We start from the raw sequence: 18,195 nt of genomic DNA, 5'->3' as shown, positions 1-18,195 counted from the left end.
ATTTGACAAGGTAAGGGTGTCGGTATGCAGAAAGAGAAACTTTCCGCTTTAATGGATGGCGAAGCAGTAGATTCCGAACTGTTAGGCGCATTGTCACGCGATGACGCGTTGCAGCAAAGTTGGCAAAGTTATCATCTAATCCGCGATGCGATGCGTGGTGATGTGAGTGAAAACGTGATTCACCTGGACATCGCTTCTCGTGTTGCCGCTGCAATCGAAAAAGAGCCCGTTCGTCTGGTTCCACAAGCGCAGCCTGAATCTCAGCCACAACCTGTCGAGTGGGCGAAGATGCCGTTCTGGCACAAGATTCGCCCGTGGGGCAGCCAACTGACGCAAGTTGGTGTCGCGGCCTGCGTATCTTTAGCCGTGATTGTTGGCGTACAAAATTATCAGCAGGGCAATTCGGCCGAACATGTTGTGGAATCCGGCGTGTTCAGTACCTTACCCGCTATGGGGACAGCCTCCCCTGTGAGCTTGGGTGTACCGTCAGAAAATATAGCCCCTCACAGCGGTCAACAGAAATCTGATATGCAGCGTAATCGCCTTAACGCTATTTTGCAGGACTACGAATTACAGCGCCGGTTGCATGCCGAGCATGCTCTGCCGCAGGACGATCAGCAAGCGGCAATTCAGGTTCCCGGCACTCAATCATTAGGAACACAGCCCCGGTAATGAAGCGCGTTTGGTCCGCCGCCTGTTTTCTGATTGGCAGCCTGTTTTATTCTACGTTCGCCCCGGCTCAGAATGTTGAGCCGGGCGCGTTGCTGCAACAGATGAATGGCGCTGTTCGTTCTCTGAATTACGAAATTTCATTTATCAATATCACCCTGCAAGGATTTGAGTCGGTACGGTATCGTCATGCTGTGGTCAACAATCATTCCTTGGCGCAACTGCTGTTTATGGATGGGCCGCGACGCGAGATTGTGCAGCGTGGTAATGAGATCAGCTATTTCGATCCCGGTTTTGAGCCATTTACGCTAGCCAGCGATCATATCGTCGATTCTCTGCCTTCCCTCGTCTTTGCTGATTTCCAGAAGTTATCGCCCTATTATGATTTTGTTCCCGCAGATGGGCGGGTGCGTATTGCCGATCGTCTGGCATTAGGCGTTCGCGTTATTTCACGCGATGGTACTCGCTACAGTTATACGGTGTGGATTGATGCGGAATCTAAACTTCCACTGCGTATCGATTTACAGGATCGTAATGGTGACAAGCGGTTGGAACAATTCTTAACGACATCACTGATTGTTGACGATGATGTGGTTAGCGTGATGCGTCCGCTGGAAGGGATCAAGTTGCCTCCCGTTTTACCTACGTCTGCTGTAGAAAAAGGGGATTTCACCTGGGAGCCAGAATGGTTACCGACAGGAATGAAAGCGCTTTCGCACAGCAAGAAAATCTTGCCTGGTTCGTCCATTCCGATTGAAACTCGCTTGTACAGCGATGGTTTGTTTAGTTTTTCGATTAATATTAGCCCGTCTTCTGACGTGAGCGAGGAGCAGTCACTACTTACCGGTCGACGTTCTATTCACACCGTCATGCGGGGCAACCGCGAGATTACCGTTGTCGGTGATATTCCTCCTTCTACGGCTAAGCGCGTGGCTGACAGCATCCTTTTGAAGGCGCAACCATGATTAAAGAATGGGCAACCGTTGTGTCATGGCAGGATGGCATTGCAGAGCTGCGCTGTGAGCCCAGTGCGGGGTGTGGCAGTTGTAAATCTCGCTCATCGTGTGGAACTGGCTTATTAAGCCAGCTTGGGCTTTCTGCTGAAAATACGCTGCATGTCCCTTACGATCGGCCTTTGGAAGTGGGGCAAAAAGTGGAGTTGGGTATTTCCGAAGGGCGGTTGTTGCTTTCTGCCGCTCTGGTTTACTGTGTTCCTCTGGTTGGGCTGCTGTTCGGGGCGGCGATATTCCAAACGTTGTTCAGTACCGATCTGGCTGCCGTTATTGGTGCATTATTGGGTGGCGGTTTGGCGTTTATCGGGGTTAAACGTTGGGCAAAACGGTTAGGTAAAAATAAGCGTTATGAGCCTGTTATCCTGCAAATCGCGCTGCCTGGAACGCTGTTGCAAAATTGATTCGTACGTGTTGGCGCAAAGGGCATGTGGTGCGGAAACCGTGTTCACTATCTTGCTATCTTTCAACACGCTGTTTGCCACGTAATGACACTTTACTTCCTGCTTTCCTCTTGTTGTTCTGCTATTCCAAATAAAACCGTCATAATCAAGGGGAATGCACCGGACATGACTAGGTTTTCACGCTTCCCGCATGTAGAATGCTGCGATTCAGGTGGAATAACATCGCTGCTGTTTTCACCTATGCGCATGCCCATCGGCAAGAATTTCAGGAATATCAAGGTAGAAAAATTTTTATAATGAAGCATATACGAAATTTCTCCATTATTGCCCATATCGACCACGGTAAATCGACGTTATCTGACCGTATTATCCAGATTTGCGGCGGTTTAACCGAGCGTGAAATGGCTGCGCAGGTTCTGGATTCGATGGATCTGGAACGTGAACGTGGAATCACGATTAAAGCGCAAAGTGTAACGCTGGATTATAAAGCGCAGGACGGCCAAACCTACCAGTTAAACTTCATTGATACGCCAGGGCACGTTGACTTCTCTTATGAAGTTTCTCGCTCGCTCGCTGCCTGTGAAGGCGCGCTGCTTGTTGTTGATGCCGGGCAAGGTGTTGAAGCGCAAACGCTGGCTAACTGCTATACCGCGTTGGATATGAATCTGGAAGTGGTGCCGGTTCTTAACAAGATCGACCTGCCTGCCGCTGACCCCGATCGCGTTGCTCAAGAAATTGAAGACATTGTTGGTATTGATGCCACCGACGCTGTGCGCTGCTCTGCAAAAACAGGGATTGGCGTGCCGGATGTTCTGGATCGTTTGGTACGTGATATTCCGCCGCCGGAAGGCAGCCCTGATGAGCCGCTACAGGCGCTAATTATCGACTCCTGGTTTGATAACTACCTTGGCGTTGTATCTCTGGTACGTATCAAAAACGGTACGATGCGCAAAGGCGACAAAATTAAGGTGATGAGTACGGGGCAGGTGTATAACGCCGACCGTCTCGGCATTTTCACACCGAAGCAGATCGACCGCGATGTATTGAACTGCGGCGAAGTAGGCTGGTTGGTGTGTGCCATCAAAGATATTTTGGGAGCCCCTGTCGGGGATACCCTGACGCTGGCGCGTCAGCCGGCTGAAAAAGCGTTGCCGGGTTTTAAGAAAGTCAAACCGCAGGTCTATGCCGGTCTGTTCCCGATCAGTTCCGACGACTATGAAGCATTCCGTGATGCGTTAGGCAAGCTGAGCCTCAATGATGCCTCCCTGTTCTATGAACCGGAAAGCTCTACGGCGCTGGGCTTTGGCTTCCGCTGTGGCTTCCTGGGGCTGCTGCACATGGAGATCATTCAGGAGCGTCTGGAGCGTGAGTACGATCTGGAATTGATCACCACTGCACCGACGGTTGTGTATGAAGTAGAAACGACGGCGAAAGAAACCATTTATGTCGATAGTCCGTCTAAACTGCCGCCATTGAATAATATTCAGGAACTGCGCGAGCCGATTGCCGAGTGTCACATGCTGATGCCTCAGGAGTATTTGGGCAACGTGATTACGCTTTGTATTGAGAAGCGCGGCGTGCAGACGAACATGGTGTATCACGGCAATCAGGTTGCGTTAACCTATGAAATCCCGATGGCCGAAGTGGTGCTCGATTTCTTTGACCGCCTGAAGTCCACCTCTCGTGGTTATGCATCACTGGATTACGGCTTCAAACGTTTTCAGGCATCAGATATGGTGCGCGTTGATGTATTAATTAACAACGAACGTGTTGATGCATTGGCCCTGATTACTCACCGTGATAATTCACAATATCGTGGCCGTGAGTTCGTCGAAAAGATGAAAGAATTGATTCCTCGTCAGCAGTTTGATATTGCGATTCAGGCCGCGATTGGTAACCACATTATTGCGCGCTCTACGGTTAAGCAATTGCGTAAAAACGTACTGGCCAAATGCTATGGTGGTGACGTCAGCCGTAAGAAGAAACTGTTGCAGAAACAGAAAGACGGTAAGAAACGTATGAAGCAGGTCGGTAATGTCGAACTGCCACAAGAAGCGTTTCTGGCAATTCTGCACGTCGGCAAGGACAGTAAATAAATTCTGAGGAGTTGGCATGGCCAATATGTTTGCCGTAATTTTGGCATTGGTGACGCTGGTCACGGGGATTGTCTGGTGTTTAGAGCGCTTCGTTTGGGCTCCGGCTCGCCGGAAAAAATTTGCCGCCATGAGCGGTGCCGATCTGGCTGATGGTGCGGTTTCGTCGAAAGCCATTCCACAACCCGGCTGGATCGAAACCATTGCATCCGTATTCCCGGTAGTGGCACTGGTATTGGTTGTGCGCTCCTTTATTTATGAGCCGTTTCAGATTCCATCCGGTTCGATGATGCCAACGCTGTTGATCGGTGATTTTATTCTGGTGGAGAAATTTGCCTATGGCATTAAAGAACCCTTTACGCAAAAAACGCTGATCGAAACGGGACACCCGAAGCGCGGTGACGTCGTGGTGTTTAAATACCCGTCCGACCCGAAGGTGGATTTCATCAAGCGTGTGGTTGGCGTGCCGGGCGATCGCGTCAGCTATAACCCAATAACTAAGCAGGTAACGATTCGTCCATCCTGCCAGGGGCAGCAGGCGTGTGATACAGCACTGGCGGTGACATACAGTAATGTGCAGCCTAGCGATTTTGTTCAGACTTTTAACCAGCCTGGTGGGGAATCGCGTGGCGGTTTCTATCAGGTGCCTGCCAATGACAACAGTGTCGATGGCGTTCGCATGGGCGCGCGCAAAGAGTCATTAGGCAATGTAACGCATAATATTTTGTTAGTACCGGGCCAGCAGGATCAGCTTGGTGGTTATTATCAGCAATCGCAGCAGCAACTTGCTACATGGGTTGTTCCCGCAGGGCACTACTTCATGATGGGTGATAACCGAGACAACAGTCTGGATAGTCGCTATTGGGGCTTCGTACCGGAGAGAAATCTGGTCGGTAAAGCTACTGCTATCTGGATGAGCTTTGAGAAGCAGGAAGGTGAATGGCCCACTGGCGTACGTTTGAGTCGCATTGGTGGCATTCATTAATCCAAAGTAAGCATTACTGAAATAAGATACAGGCAGCATTCTAATGCTGTCCGTTGTAGAATATTTCTGAAGTACTTTTTGAAAGAACGTGCCCTAAATAATGCGAATTGCAGGGCAAAACGTTATCGTTTGAACACCGCTAACGTGCATGCAACGCGAAGTATGACGGGCAGAAAGGCAGGCTCCCTCATGGGAGCCAATGCAAACGAAACAGTTTTGACCGAATTGGTAAGCAGGGCTGTTCCGTATGCTGCTGTTTTTGACGCATCGTTGATCTATTGGTAACACATGAATCCCATCCTGATAAATCGTTTACAAAGAAAGCTGGGCTATACTTTTCAGCAGTACGAGCTTTTGTTACAGGCGTTGACACATCGCAGTGCCAGCAGCAAACATAATGAAAGACTCGAGTTCCTGGGTGACTCCATCCTGAGTTTTGTGATCGCTAATGCGCTGTATCATCGTTTTCCCAAGGTTGATGAGGGAGACATGAGCCGGATGCGAGCCACTCTGGTGCGAGGTAATACCTTGGCGGAAATCGCGCGTGAATTCGAGCTGGGAGAGTGCTTGCGCCTCGGCCCCGGTGAGTTAAAAAGCGGTGGTTTCCGGCGTGAGTCGATATTGGCGGATACGGTCGAAGCCCTGATTGGTGGCATTTTTCTCGACAGTGACATCCTGAATATCGAACGTTTGATCTTGAATTGGTATCAAACGCGCCTGGATGAAATCAGTCCCGGCGATAAGCAAAAAGATCCGAAAACGCGGTTGCAGGAATTTCTGCAAGGGCGTCACCTACCTCTACCAACCTATCTGGTGGTACAGGTTCGTGGGGAAGCACACGATCAGGAGTTTACTATCCACTGTCAGGTGAGCGGCTTTAGCGAGTCGGTCATTGGTACAGGATCGAGCCGTCGTAAAGCCGAACAGGCTGCGGCTGAACAAGCGTTGAAAAAACTGGAGCTTGAATGAGCGAAGTACAGACACACTGCGGTTTTATCGCGATTGTTGGTCGACCAAACGTCGGTAAATCGACGTTATTGAATCAATTGCTGGGGCAAAAGATCTCCATTACGTCCCGTAAGCCCCAGACAACGCGGCACCGCATCATGGGTATTCACACCGAAGGGCCTTATCAGGCGATCTATGTGGATACGCCGGGATTGCACATTGAAGAAAAACGGGCGATTAACCGCCTGATGAACCGTGCTGCCAGCAGTTCAATTGGTGACGTTGAACTGATCATTTTCGTTGTTGAAGGTACACACTGGAACGACGACGATGACATGGTGTTGAATAAGCTGCGCGATCAGAAACTTCCCGTGCTGTTGGCGATCAATAAAGTCGATAACGTCACGGATAAGACTAAGCTGCTGCCGCATATCCAGTTCCTCAGTCAGCAGATGGATTTCCTTGATGTTGTTCCGATCTCTGCGGAGAAGGGCACGAATGTCGATACGATTGCCAGCATTGTGCGTAAACACTTACCGCAGGCAACCCATCACTTCCCGGAAGATTACATCACCGATCGCTCACAGCGCTTTATGGCGTCGGAAATTATCCGTGAAAAACTGATGCGCTTCCTGGGTGAAGAATTGCCGTATTCCGTAACGGTTGAAATCGAGCGTTTCGTGACTAACGAACGTGGTGGTTATGACATCAATGGCCTGATTCTGGTTGAACGTGAAGGCCAGAAGAAGATGGTCATTGGCAACAAAGGTGCCAAAATTAAAACCATTGGTATCGAGTCTCGTCAGGATATGGAAGAGATGTTTGAAGCCAAAGTTCACCTTGAACTGTGGGTTAAAGTGAAATCCGGCTGGGCAGATGACGAACGTGCCCTGCGCAGCCTGGGTTATAGCGAAGACTTGTAAGGTTCACGCCGATGGAAGGCTGGCAGCGCGCATTTGTCTTGCATGGGCGACCTTATAGTGAAACCAGCTTATTGCTGGATCTGTTTAGCGAAAGCGATGGTCGAGTTCGCGTGCTTGCTAAAGGTGCGCGAGCTCGACGCTCTAGCCTAAAAGGCTGTTTACAGCCTTTTACTCCGCTGCTGGTACGCTGGAGCGGGCGGGGGGAAGTGAAAACCTTACGCAGTGCGGAGCCTGTCTCGTTGGCGCTGCCGCTGACGGGCTCGATGCTGTATAGCGGTTTATATGTTAACGAGCTGCTGTCTCGTGTGCTGGAACATGAAACTAATTATTCCGCTCTTTTCTTCGATTATCTCCACTGCTTACAACACCTTGCTGCACAGGATGCTTCTCCAGAACCGGCATTAAGACGCTTTGAATTAGCGTTATTGGGCTATCTGGGATATGGCGTCGATTTCCTGCATTGTGCTGGCAGCGGTGAACCTGTAGCAGATACTATGACCTACCAGTATCGAGAAGAAAGGGGATTTATTGCCAGTCTGATTGTCGATAATAAAAGCTTTACCGGACACGAGTTACGCTCGCTGGCATCGCGTGAATTTCCTGATGTCGGCACACTGAAGGCTGCAAAGCGTTTCACCCGCATCGCGTTAAAGCCGTATCTGGGGGGGAAACCGTTGAAAAGTCGTGAACTGTTTCGACAGTTCGTTCCTGCTGCTAATGTGTCCAAATCCACCTCTTCTGATAAATAATCCCTTCTCCTCAGTACCCCGACGCTGTGACATCGGTGTAAACTCCAACGTATCGTGCATGACTTTATCGAGGGTTTATCATGGCTGAACTGTTACTTGGCGTTAATATTGACCACATCGCGACACTGCGTAATGCGCGTGGAACGGCGTATCCCGACCCCGTTCAGGCTGCTTTTGTTACGGAACAGGCTGGTGCGGATGGCATTACAGTACATTTGCGTGAAGATCGTCGCCATATTACGGATCGTGATGTACGGATACTGAGAGAGACGCTCCAAACCCGTATGAATCTGGAAATGGCTGTCACGGAAGAAATGCTGAATATCGCTTGTGAAGTGAAGCCGCATTTTTGCTGTCTGGTACCGGAGAAACGCCAGGAGGTGACAACCGAAGGCGGGCTGGATGTGGCGGGGCAGCAGGAAAAAATCGATAACGCGGTAGCCAAACTTAGCCAGGCTAACATATTGGTTTCGCTATTTATTGATGCGGATAAACGGCAAATTGATGCCGCTGTTGCCAGCGGTGCATCTTATATCGAAATTCATACGGGAGCCTATGCCGATGCACCCGATGATGAAACTCGTCAGCATGAATTTGAGCGCATTCGCGATGCGGCGACTTACGCTGCTGCGCAAGGGCTTAAAGTCAATGCTGGTCATGGTTTGACCTACCATAACGTTCTGCCTATCGCCGCGCTACCGGAAATGCACGAATTAAATATCGGGCATGCCATTATCGGACGCGCAGTAATGAGCGGTCTGAAGGAGGCGGTTGCCGAAATGAAGAGTCTGATGCGCGAAGCTCGCCGCTAATGGCGATTCTTGGGCTCGGCACCGATATTGTCGAAATCGCCCGTATTGATGCTGTTATTGAACGTTCAGGCGAGCGATTGGCTCGCCGTGTTCTGACGGATGCTGAATGGGCACATTATCAGCAGCATCAGCAGCCAGTCCGTTTCCTTGCCAAGCGTTTTGCAGTGAAAGAAGCAGCTGCAAAAGCTTTCGGTACGGGAATTCGCAACGGACTCGCGTTCAACCAGTTTGAGGTTTTTAATGACGAGCTGGGCAAACCTTGTCTGCGGTTTTTTGCTAAGGCGGCAGAGTTGGCAGAACAGATAGGCGTAAGACACGTACATGTAACGTTGGCTGACGAAAGACGCTATGCCTGTGCGACGGTGATTATCGAAAGCTGACACTCGCTATTGGATGCTCAAATCCTGTCAGCGTGGTGCATGAGCACATATTTTTCCCACAACTGCTCATTACCTTCAACATGGTTTGGATCTTTGACGATCGTATTGTCGATTGGACAAACTTTCTGACATGTAGGTGTGTCGTAGTGACCAACGCACTCCGTGCAGAGCGTGGTATCAATTTCATAAATGTCCATGCCCATGGAGATGGCCTGATTAGGACACTCGGGCTCACACATGTCACAGTTGATGCATTTATGGGTGATGAGTAACGCCATGATGTTCTTCTACCTTACAAATAAGGCGCAGATTATACCCGTTGACGCTCGTTTAGACACGCGTAACTATGGTTGATGGGTAATATACTGCCGAATTGGCCTCTGTTGCCTTTGACGTGCTTTCTCCCCGGCGGCTATTTTCTGTCGCTTTCATGTGCTTTCGCAGGTCTTCAGCATGCGACCTATTGGCTACATAAATAGTGAGGTTACAGGGTAAAATTACCATCTGTTCGTTAAATTGGTTTTATGTGTATGCATTAGACTGCATAAATCAGCCAGTGCGACTGTGTTTATTGGTTTTTAATTTATTGATTTACAATTTAAATAATTTAGTTGTGATATTGAACCACTTATTTTTGTAATATCATGGACATCGATTTAATCGGTTTTGCCGATTAAGTTTGCATCTTGAGAGTCGATGTCGGTGCATGCCCGTATGATATAATTTTATAACTAATAGTGTCAGTTTAATGGCGGAACTCATAGTGCAGCAGGAAGGTCATCTTAATCAGTTTGGAACTGGATTTTTCCAACAGGGAAGCGTGGAGCCGTTAGACGCTGATTACTGGCAACAATGTCAACGGCGGTATACTTTTCAGCCCATTTATCGAACATCTGGTAAATTAATGGCTATTGAGTTACTGACTTCCGTTTTTTCTCCTACCCTGCCGCAAAAGTTCATCTCTCCTGAAAAATACTTCGCAAATATTGATGTTGATACCCGCCTGTTAATTATTGTAGAACAACTGCAACTTTTGTCTCAATGGAGTTTCCGATTTACTCGCGACGATCTTTTTGCCTCTGTCAACATCGATGGCATGACGCTATTGGCGTTGCAAAATAATCTGGAAGCCAAACGCCTGATCGCGGAAATGCCTTGGATTCGTTTTGAAATGGTTGAAAATCAGGGGGGGTTGCCGAAAGAAGTATTAACCAAACTCCCTGAGGCACAAACGTTGTGGTTGGATGATTTTGGCTGTGGTATGGCGAATTTTTCATCATTGATGCTGGCTCAGTATGATTGCATCAAAGTCGCGCGTGAGCTCTTCATTCTCCTGCAACAAAGTAGTGAAGGACGCACTGTTTTTCCCGCGTTGATCGCGTTGCTATCACGCTTTTGCAATTATGTGGTGATTGAAGGGATCGAAACACGAGAGGAGTGGGCGATTGTTCAGGCTTCGCATGCTTATGCTGCCCAAGGTTACTATCTTTCACGTCCCCAGCCATTTGAGAATTTTGAAACGTTGAAGCTCGAACTATAGGTGATAACCTGTTGTTTGGGATATGATTTTACTCATTAGAGTACTGCTATACATCTCGTCGCTTTTCTTCTTCCGTATCAACTCATTATGTTTTCTAATGCTTCATAGTTGTGTGAAAATTCGCCACGCCGACAACCTTACCTCTCATTTCACTTCATGAAGTAAAATGCCATTTTTGTTTTATTTTTGTTATTTAATTCTTATTTTATTTGTTATAACAGTGTTTAGTTTCAACAAACTAAAAGGAAGAGGGGTTACAAATTTTGCATCAAATTATGACATATATCATCAGGCACTTGCGTTAATGATTTTATTTTTTTCTTTTAATTATTTGATTTTTAATGGTAAAAAAATATAATGTTTACTGTTAACGATCAAAAATCATTTTGTGATAGATTTTATTGATTAAAACAATGATACTTATTGGTATAATTGATTTGCTTACAAAAAATTGACGTTCAAAATATATCTCCATATACCTTTAGGAATATTCTTTTATTCCATTAGAAAAGCTTATAACCCGAACAATTACTACTATTAAATTAAGATACTCTTTTGAATTTGCTGTTTTTATCTGCGCACAGTCATATGCGAGGGCTTTATGCTGACGTTGCTATGTTTCTAAATACTCCTGCTTCATGGAGCGTTTTTTCTTTCATCCTTTCTGCTCTCTGGAAATTCACCGATCCCGAAAATCGGCGGGGTAGGGGTTTGTTGCCGGGATTTTTCGCCATCTGCGTTGTGATGTGTACGATCAGGACCACTCGGGCCTGAGGAGAGTGTTATTGTGTATGAAATTATAATAACCTTACTGTTAATGCTGTTATTGTTTTCTTCTGTGAAAAATAGAAAAATTAAACAAAAGTTTAAAACTGAACAGAAAAAACAAGATTTTCTCAACATGACTTTTTTTGCAATGGAATATAGCCCTGCCTCAATTATGATCGCAGATGAAAATTGTGAAATTATTTACGTAAATCGTCAGTTTATTACCATGTCTGGCTATATGCCGGATGAAGTTATTGGCAAAAAAACGAATATATTAAACTCTGGCATGACTAACGCCAGCGTCTATGAAGATCTGTGGGCTACCATAAATAAAGGTAATGTTTGGAGTGGTGAGTTTGTTAACCGACGCAAAGATGGGCAACTGTATTGGGAAAAGGCCAATATCGTTAAAATATATAATAAAGCGAGTAACACGACTCAATATGTCGGCATTAAGTTAGATATCACGGAACGGAAATCACAGGAACATCACGATAATTCATACAATCGTGCGCTGGAACTGTTATCAAGCGGTGCGCCGCTGAAAGATATTCTGGATGCGATCATTTTCAGCGTTGAGGAGAAAAATCCTGGCCGCATCGTTTGCTCTGTACTGTTAGTCGATAAAGACAAGAAATGTCTGACGCTTGGATCTGCACCAAGTCTGCCTGGTTTCTATAAAAATGCCATTCATAATGTAAAAATTGCTGATGGTGTGGCTTCTTTTGGTACGGCAGCTTATACCGGAAAGCGCGTAGTTGCTGACGATATTTCAGTTCATCCACACTGGTCCTTATATAAAGGGTTGGCATTATACGCTGGGCTGCGCTCCTGCTGGTCTGAACCTATCATTGGCCAGAACAAAGAAATATTAGGTGTTTTAAGCGTTTACCATCGTAAAGTCTATGCACCGACCGAGGAAGAAATTTTCTCTATAGAGAAATCTGCACAGCTGATTGCGATCGCTATAGAGCGATACCATGCCATCGATATGCTGCGGCGGAGTGAGGAACACTATCGGCAACTGGCGCATTATGACTCATTAACGTCATTGGCTAACGGCCTGACGTTCGCCGAACAAATGGAACAGGCGATTCTGTTATCTAAGCAAACTGGCAGAAAAATCGCGCTGATGTTCCTCGATCTCGATAAATTTAAACAGATAAACGATTCATTCGGACATGCTGTTGGTGATTTGCTATTAAAAGAAGCCGCGGCGCGTATGCGTGGCGCGGTTCGTGATTCGGATACGGTATATCGCCGTAGCGGCGATGAATTTATTATTCTGCTTCAGGGTATTAAAGAGATTGATAATACGCTTTATGTTGCCGATAAAATCCATAACGCATTGAACAAACCTTTTGAGATCAATGGTAAAACGCTGGATATATCATGCAGTATCGGTATTGCATTGTACCCAGAGCACGGTTCCGATTCTCTGACGTTGGCAATTAATGCCGATTCCGCTATGTATCAGGCTAAAGCGATGGGGCGGAGCCAAACACAGATTTATCACAGTATGAATGAGCACTGATTAGTGGAACAGATAAAAGGCGCATGTTGAGCGCCTTTTTATTATCTTTCTCGCAGTGCTTCCGCTTTTGCCCGAATGATTGGCTTTAACAAATAACTGAGGATCGTTTTCTTTCCCGTTATTATATCTACCGAGGCTACCATGCCGGGAATGATAAGAAGAGGTTTATCGGCTGAGCCTAAATAATTCTTATCAGTCCGCAAACGAATAATATAAAAGCTGTTCCCTTCTTTATCGGTTACCGTGTCTGGGCTGATTTGTTCCAACTGACCTTTTAAACCGCCATAGATGGTGTAGTCATAGGCCGTCAACTTTATTATGGCATCCTGACCAGGGTGTAAAAAGGCAATATCCTGAGGGCGAACTTTAGCTTCCACCAGTAGCTTGTCATCTAGTGGAACAATTTCCACCAGATCGCTACCCGGCTGAATCACCCCCCCGATGGTATTTACCAGAACCTGCTGCACAATACCGCGAACAGGGGAGACGACTAGCGTTCGATTTACCCTGTCTTCCAGTGCTTTACCCGTAGCTTCAATTTTATTCAGATTGGTTTGTGCTTCGCTGAGCTGAGATAACGCCTCGCTTTTATAACGACTGCGGGTTTCTTCTATTTTATTCTCGATCTCTTTAATTGCAGATTCCGCTCGGGGAATTGAGAGTTTGACAGAGTCGAGCTGACCACGGGTTTCGACTTCAGCACGGCGTAGGCGCAAAACTTCTACTTTAGAAATTGCGCCTTCTGCAATCAACGGTTCCGACATTTTAATTTCTTGCTGAAGCAGACCCAGACTATTGCGGAATTGAATCTCTTTGGCAGAAAAATCCCGCAGTTCTTGGCGACGTTGGATCAACTGCTCTTCCAGACCGGATACTTCATTATGAAGCTGCTGGCGACGGCTGTTATAAAGCTCTTGTTCACCTGCTGCAATTTTAGGCGCTTGCGTCATTATTTCTTCGGAAAGCATGAGCTCCCTATCGCTGATTTCGGCGTTCAGGCGCTCAACACGTGACAGCAGTGCAAGCCGGTCAGCTTCGGTTTCTCCTACATTGGAAGCAAAGCGAGTATCATCAAGGCGCAGCAAAGGATCGCCAGCATTGACGACCTGACCTTCACGAATGAATACTTCCGTGACGATTCCACCTTCCAGATTCTGAATTTTTTGCAAGCGAGAAGAAGGGATGGCTTTACCCTCGCCTCGGGTGACTTCATCAATATTCGCCAGTCCCGCCCACAAAATAAAGAACAGGAAAAAGGCCCCGATAGCCCACAGCGTGAAGCGAATAGAACGTGGTGAATCCTCAGCCATTGCCCGGCTTACTTCTGGCATCGTTTGTAGGCTTTCCTCATCTCCACCAACAAAATACCGTTTGATTCGTTTGATATATTTACCGAGACGCATTGATCTGCCCCTTCTTCAACGCATCCATCACGATCGCTTTCGGCCCATCCGCAATAATTTTGCCTTTATCGACAATCACTAAACGATCGACCAGCGCCAGCATGGAAACTCGATGGGTAACTAGCAACAGCGTTTTTTCCGCAATGACGGGGGCGAGAGCTTGCTTTAACCGGTCTTCGCTGGTGTTATCCATCGAACTGGTGGGTTCATCAAGAACCAGAATCGGAGGATCAAGCAATAGCGCTCTGGCTATCGCGACAGCCTGGCGCTGCCCGCCGGAGAGTTGTTGGCCTCGTTCACCGACCTGAAGGTTGTAGCCATCGGGGTGCAGGCGTGCAAACTCGTTTACCCCTGAAATTTCAGCGGCTCTTAGCATGGCTTCATCTTCGACATAGCGCGCGCCGCTAATGAGGTTATTGCGCAGCGAGCCACTGAACAATTGAATATCCTGCGGGACATAGCCGATGTTGTGGCGTAAATCGCTGACATCCAACTGACGGGCATCAACACCGTCGATCAGAATATTACCCGTGTTGGGCTGATAGAGGTTCACGATCAGCTTTTGCAATGAGCTTTTCCCTGAGCCGCTGCGGCCAATTACCCCCACTTTCTCACCGGGAGCAATGGTCAGACTGATACTTTGCAGTGAACTGGTTTTTTGTTCTGGGTAGTTGAACGTCACATCGCGAAATTCGATCCCACCTCGGATACTCTCGCGCTTCAGCGGATGTTCGTTATCGCTACGTTCTTGCGGTAGTTGCATCATCTGTTCGGTGGTTTGCATCGTCAAACGCGCTTGCTGATAACGGCTGACCAGCCCTGACAGTTGGCCTAGCGGCATAAGCGCTCTGCCGTTCAGCATGTAACAGGCAATCAGCCCACCCATGCTGAGTTTACCGTTAATTAGCATATAAACGCCGACGACAATCATAGCCACGCCAGCAAATTGCTGGAACCACTGCGTCAGGTTCACTGCCAGTGAAGACAACGCTTTCGCCCGCATTTCCAGCTTACTCAGACTGCCAATCGTCTGTTCCCACTGGTGCTGCCGTTCGCTTTCTGCATTGTTGACCTTGATCGCATCCAGGCAGCTCAGCGTTTCGATCAGTGTTGCCTGTCGTTCACTGGCAAGATGCATCGTTTTTTCAATCGTGGCAGACAGCGGTTTTTGCATCGCCCAGCTCGCCAGCAGGGCGATAGGGTAGGCCAGTATGGAAACCCAAACCAGCGGACCGCCGATGATACCGATAACCAGCAGCAGAAGCAGCGTAAAGGGAAAATCGATCAGCGTCGTCAGCGTCAGCGAGGACAAGAAATCTCTGAGCGACTGAAATTCATGAATATTTTGCGCAAAGCTACCGACTCGTGGTGGCCGAGCCTTCATCGACATTCCGGTAATGCGCTCAAATAACGTGGCTGAAATAATCAGATCGGTTTTTTTGCCCGCCATATCAAGACAAATGCCGCGTAGCGTTTTGAGAATTAAATCGAAAACAAAAGCACCAGTAACGCCGATTGCCAGCACCCATAATGTCGCCGTTGCCTGATTAGGTACAACGCGGTCATAGACATTCATCACGAACAACGGTGTGGCAAGTGCGATAATGTTCACCAGCAAACTGGCAAGGATGGCATCCAGATAGAGCGAACGTGAAAGCTGAAGCGTATCTCGAAACCAGGATTTGGTATGAGGGATCAGTGACGGATTTTGCAAATCGAACTGATGGCGGGGCTGGGCGAACATCACTAAGCCAAGGTAATTCTGTTGCAGCATATTATGCTCAACAGAAATTTCTCCGCCTTCAGTTTCACTGGGCATCAGACGTGCGCTGCCGTCGGCGTTCCAGCCTAACAGAATCGCTGCGCCTCCTTCCCGTAGCAGCAACATCGCGGGAAGTGACATCTCAGAAATTTTATTCAGGGAACGTTTGAGAACGCGGCCTTGCAATCCTGCACGTGCTGCGGCTCTTGGGAGCAATTTTACGGATAAGCGCTGGTTAGCTAAAGGCAAGCCAGCGGTGAGAGTGGTACGGCTGACGGATTTCCCCTGTAAGGCACAGAGGATCAGCAAACTATCCAATAACGGGTCGTCATGACGGCTGCGAGGGTCACTATTTTCATGGACGATGGGTTCATGAACGGTAGATTCATGGGCGACCGATTCATCAGAACCTTTCGTCTCTTGTACTGAATGCAACTTCATTTAACTGAACGTTCCCTTACACAACGTAATTCCCTCGCATATAAACCATAATTTATTGCTGGCTGACTAATGAAATATATTAATTAAGGCTTGGCAACTCTGCTTGGGTTGTCACGTTTGTCAAACTGACACCTGCATCAGGCGTTGGGATCGCTAAACGATTCAATAACTCTCCCATACGCGATGTGATCCGGTATTCGGTATAAAGGGCGATGAAGCGAACCTCGACCAGGCGTCTTTGTGCGGTGAACAGTTCGTTTTCACTATCCAGCAAGTCCAATAACGTTCTTTCTCCCAGACCAAATTGCTTCTGATAGGCGGTACGTACTTTCATACTGCGATCGGCGTATTCGGCGGCAATCGGAACCTGTTGACGTGAATTATTTAGCGCTGACCAGGCGAGCTTCAGTTCTTCATTCAACAACCGCAGAGCATTGTTTCGAACATCCTGTGCTTCTTTTACCTGATAGGCTTTAGATTCCATGCTGGCCTTGCTACTGCCGCCTTCATACAGGTTGTAGCGCATCCGCAGCATCGCTTGCCACTCATTGTTTTGGCCGCGCGTCCCATCAACGTTATTATTCATTGTACGAGAGAGTTCAACGTTGAGGCGTGGATAAAAGGTTGATTTTGATGTTTCATACTGCTGCTGCGTGGCTTCAATATCCGATTCTGCGGATTTTAGTGCCGGGCTATTTGCCAACATGATGCGTTGTGCTTCCTCCAAAGAAGGGGGAAGTTTTATTGCGGACGCATCGGGCATAACCAAATTTTCAGGCACTTTTCCGACAATACTCATGTAGTTGATTTTGGCATCGTCCAGATTGGTTTTTTCTGTCAGCGCGTTGTTGCGTGCTTGTGCTAAACGGGCTTCCGCCTGATCAAGGTCGGCCAATCTCCCAACGCCTTGCTCGCTGCGCAGCCTTATTTGATCGTAAATGCGCTCATGGCTTGCAAGATTGGCTTCTGCCAGGCGGACGAATTCTTGGCGTTGCAGTACGTTGAGGTACACCTGAACGGTGCCTAATGCCGTCGCTTCACTTGTATTCAACACTTTATAGGCGCGTGAATTGACGGTGGCACGCTGTCTGCCAACTTCACTCGAGGTAGCAAAACCATCAAATACCGTCTGGTTCAGAGCGATGCTTGATTCCTGACGACTGAGCTCCGTGCGTTTATTGGCACTAGCACGTGTTGAGGGGCTATCGGTTTCCTCACGGCCAACGCCAGCATTCAGCGTAATGGAGGGAAGATACCCGCCTTTTGCCGCACGTAAGTCGTGTTCGGCGGAAAATCGGCTATTAATGGATGCACTCACTTCGGGGTGTGTGTAAAGCGAGCTTTTTATTGCATCCTGGAGCGTCTCGGCATACGTCGCTGTGGAAAAAAGGGCAATAAAGGGTAATAAAACAAAACGGTATCTACGCATCATTAGCAGTTTTCCTTCACAAAAACTTTATTTGTGATTATTCCTATTAAAGTGTTTGAGTGTTATATAAACGCTTAACGAATTTATTTTTTTTATTTCTTTAATATCAGTGCGTTAATTCTATCGCAAAGGGCGTATTGAGAGAAAGAAATAAGACTTACCCTAAATGAGTAAAGTTCTGGAAAGAATATTCTGAATTTTTTATTATATCGCTCATCGAGTCAAGCGTTTGACGCATAACGGCAGCATTATCGTAGCGTTTTTTTTAAAAAATGTCAGGACGACACACAGCAAATCAACCCTATCAGGATGATAGTCAAAATCTATAGCTGCAATATCGCAATA

At 47.5% G+C, this 18,195-nt stretch carries 17 protein-coding genes; 12 read left to right on the top strand and 5 right to left on the bottom strand.

The window, feature by feature from the left end:
* The first annotated feature begins 24 nt into the window (after positions 1–24).
* From rseA to rseC, 3 genes are read left to right on the top strand one after another with little or no spacing between them, the layout of a single operon-like run.
* Positions 25–672 (top strand): anti-sigma-E factor RseA, encoded by a 648-nt coding sequence (gene rseA / locus E2566_RS15705; RefSeq protein WP_107170775.1) that lies wholly within the window; start codon positions 25–27, stop codon positions 670–672.
* Positions 672–1,634 carry a sigma-E factor regulatory protein RseB gene (gene rseB / locus E2566_RS15700; RefSeq protein ID WP_107170774.1) on the top strand — a complete coding sequence of 321 codons (963 nt, stop codon included), beginning with the start codon at positions 672–674 and terminating at the stop codon, positions 1,632–1,634. The genes rseA and rseB overlap by 1 nt, the downstream gene beginning before the upstream one ends.
* Positions 1,631–2,083 (top strand): SoxR-reducing system protein RseC, encoded by a 453-nt coding sequence (rseC, locus tag E2566_RS15695; RefSeq protein ID WP_107170773.1) that lies wholly within the window; start codon positions 1,631–1,633, stop codon positions 2,081–2,083. The genes rseB and rseC overlap by 4 nt, the downstream gene beginning before the upstream one ends.
* A gap of 92 nt (positions 2,084–2,175) precedes the next feature.
* Here the strand turns inward: rseC and E2566_RS15690 are convergent, their stop codons facing one another.
* On the bottom strand, positions 2,176–2,388 hold the full coding sequence (locus tag E2566_RS15690; RefSeq protein WP_133169879.1) for a hypothetical protein: 213 nt from the start codon (positions 2,386–2,388) through the stop codon (positions 2,176–2,178).
* Between E2566_RS15690 and lepA the strand changes: the two genes are divergently transcribed.
* From lepA to acpS, 7 genes are all read left to right on the top strand, one after another.
* Entirely contained in the window at positions 2,380–4,179 is a 1,800-nt protein-coding gene (gene lepA / locus E2566_RS15685) for a translation elongation factor 4 (RefSeq protein WP_039476015.1), read from the top strand. The two genes, E2566_RS15690 and lepA, sit on opposite strands and share 9 nt — an antisense overlap.
* Before the next feature lie 16 nt (positions 4,180–4,195).
* Entirely contained in the window at positions 4,196–5,161 is a 966-nt protein-coding gene (gene lepB, locus E2566_RS15680) for a signal peptidase I (RefSeq protein ID WP_107170772.1), read from the top strand.
* A 288-nt stretch (positions 5,162–5,449) separates the two neighbouring features.
* Positions 5,450–6,130 carry a ribonuclease III gene (gene rnc, locus E2566_RS15675; RefSeq protein WP_012822897.1) on the top strand — a complete coding sequence of 227 codons (681 nt, stop codon included), beginning with the start codon at positions 5,450–5,452 and terminating at the stop codon, positions 6,128–6,130.
* Complete coding sequence (era, locus tag E2566_RS15670; RefSeq protein WP_107170771.1) at positions 6,127–7,032, top strand: GTPase Era; 906 nt, start codon at positions 6,127–6,129, stop codon at positions 7,030–7,032. Before rnc ends, era begins: the two co-directional genes overlap by 4 nt.
* 11 nt (positions 7,033–7,043) lie before the next feature.
* Positions 7,044–7,781, top strand: coding sequence for a DNA repair protein RecO (recO, locus tag E2566_RS15665; protein ID WP_107170770.1), 738 nt, complete (start codon positions 7,044–7,046; stop codon positions 7,779–7,781).
* Positions 7,782–7,861: 80 nt separating this feature from the next.
* Positions 7,862–8,593 carry a pyridoxine 5'-phosphate synthase gene (pdxJ, locus tag E2566_RS15660; protein ID WP_107170769.1) on the top strand — a complete coding sequence of 244 codons (732 nt, stop codon included), beginning with the start codon at positions 7,862–7,864 and terminating at the stop codon, positions 8,591–8,593.
* Positions 8,593–8,973 (top strand): holo-ACP synthase, encoded by a 381-nt coding sequence (acpS, locus tag E2566_RS15655; protein ID WP_107170768.1) that lies wholly within the window; start codon positions 8,593–8,595, stop codon positions 8,971–8,973. The genes pdxJ and acpS overlap by 1 nt, the downstream gene beginning before the upstream one ends.
* 17 nt (positions 8,974–8,990) lie before the next feature.
* On the opposite strand, the gene E2566_RS15650 is transcribed toward acpS, so the two are convergent.
* Complete coding sequence (locus E2566_RS15650; RefSeq protein WP_039293116.1) at positions 8,991–9,251, bottom strand: YfhL family 4Fe-4S dicluster ferredoxin; 261 nt, start codon at positions 9,249–9,251, stop codon at positions 8,991–8,993.
* Between the two features lie 470 nt (positions 9,252–9,721).
* Here E2566_RS15650 and pdeH point away from each other — a divergent pair, with 470 nt between their 5' ends.
* Both pdeH and E2566_RS15640 read left to right on the top strand, forming a co-directional pair.
* The gene (gene pdeH, locus E2566_RS15645; RefSeq protein WP_165800677.1) at positions 9,722–10,513 is read left to right on the top strand and encodes a cyclic-guanylate-specific phosphodiesterase; all 792 of its coding nucleotides are present in this window, start codon (positions 9,722–9,724) and stop codon (positions 10,511–10,513) included.
* Positions 10,514–11,300: 787 nt separating this feature from the next.
* Complete coding sequence (locus E2566_RS15640) at positions 11,301–12,815, top strand: sensor domain-containing protein (RefSeq protein WP_107170767.1); 1,515 nt, start codon at positions 11,301–11,303, stop codon at positions 12,813–12,815.
* Positions 12,816–12,856: 41 nt separating this feature from the next.
* Here E2566_RS15640 and E2566_RS15635 read toward each other — a convergent pair whose 3' ends face one another.
* From E2566_RS15635 to E2566_RS15625, 3 genes are all read right to left on the bottom strand, one after another.
* Positions 12,857–14,218, bottom strand: coding sequence for an HlyD family type I secretion periplasmic adaptor subunit (locus tag E2566_RS15635; RefSeq protein ID WP_107170766.1), 1,362 nt, complete (start codon positions 14,216–14,218; stop codon positions 12,857–12,859).
* Entirely contained in the window at positions 14,205–16,421 is a 2,217-nt protein-coding gene (locus E2566_RS15630) for a type I secretion system permease/ATPase (RefSeq protein WP_107170765.1), read from the bottom strand. Before E2566_RS15630 ends, E2566_RS15635 begins: the two co-directional genes overlap by 14 nt.
* Positions 16,422–16,500: 79 nt before the next feature.
* On the bottom strand, positions 16,501–17,853 hold the full coding sequence (locus E2566_RS15625) for a TolC family outer membrane protein (protein WP_107170764.1): 1,353 nt from the start codon (positions 17,851–17,853) through the stop codon (positions 16,501–16,503).
* Between the last annotated feature and the right edge of the window lie 342 nt (positions 17,854–18,195).

The sequence above is a fragment of the Pectobacterium punjabense genome, from assembly GCF_012427845.1.
In the GTDB taxonomy this organism is placed as follows: domain Bacteria; phylum Pseudomonadota; class Gammaproteobacteria; order Enterobacterales; family Enterobacteriaceae; genus Pectobacterium; species Pectobacterium punjabense.
Note: the sequence above shows the minus strand (reverse complement) of the source record. Positions and strands in the feature narration are given on the sequence as shown.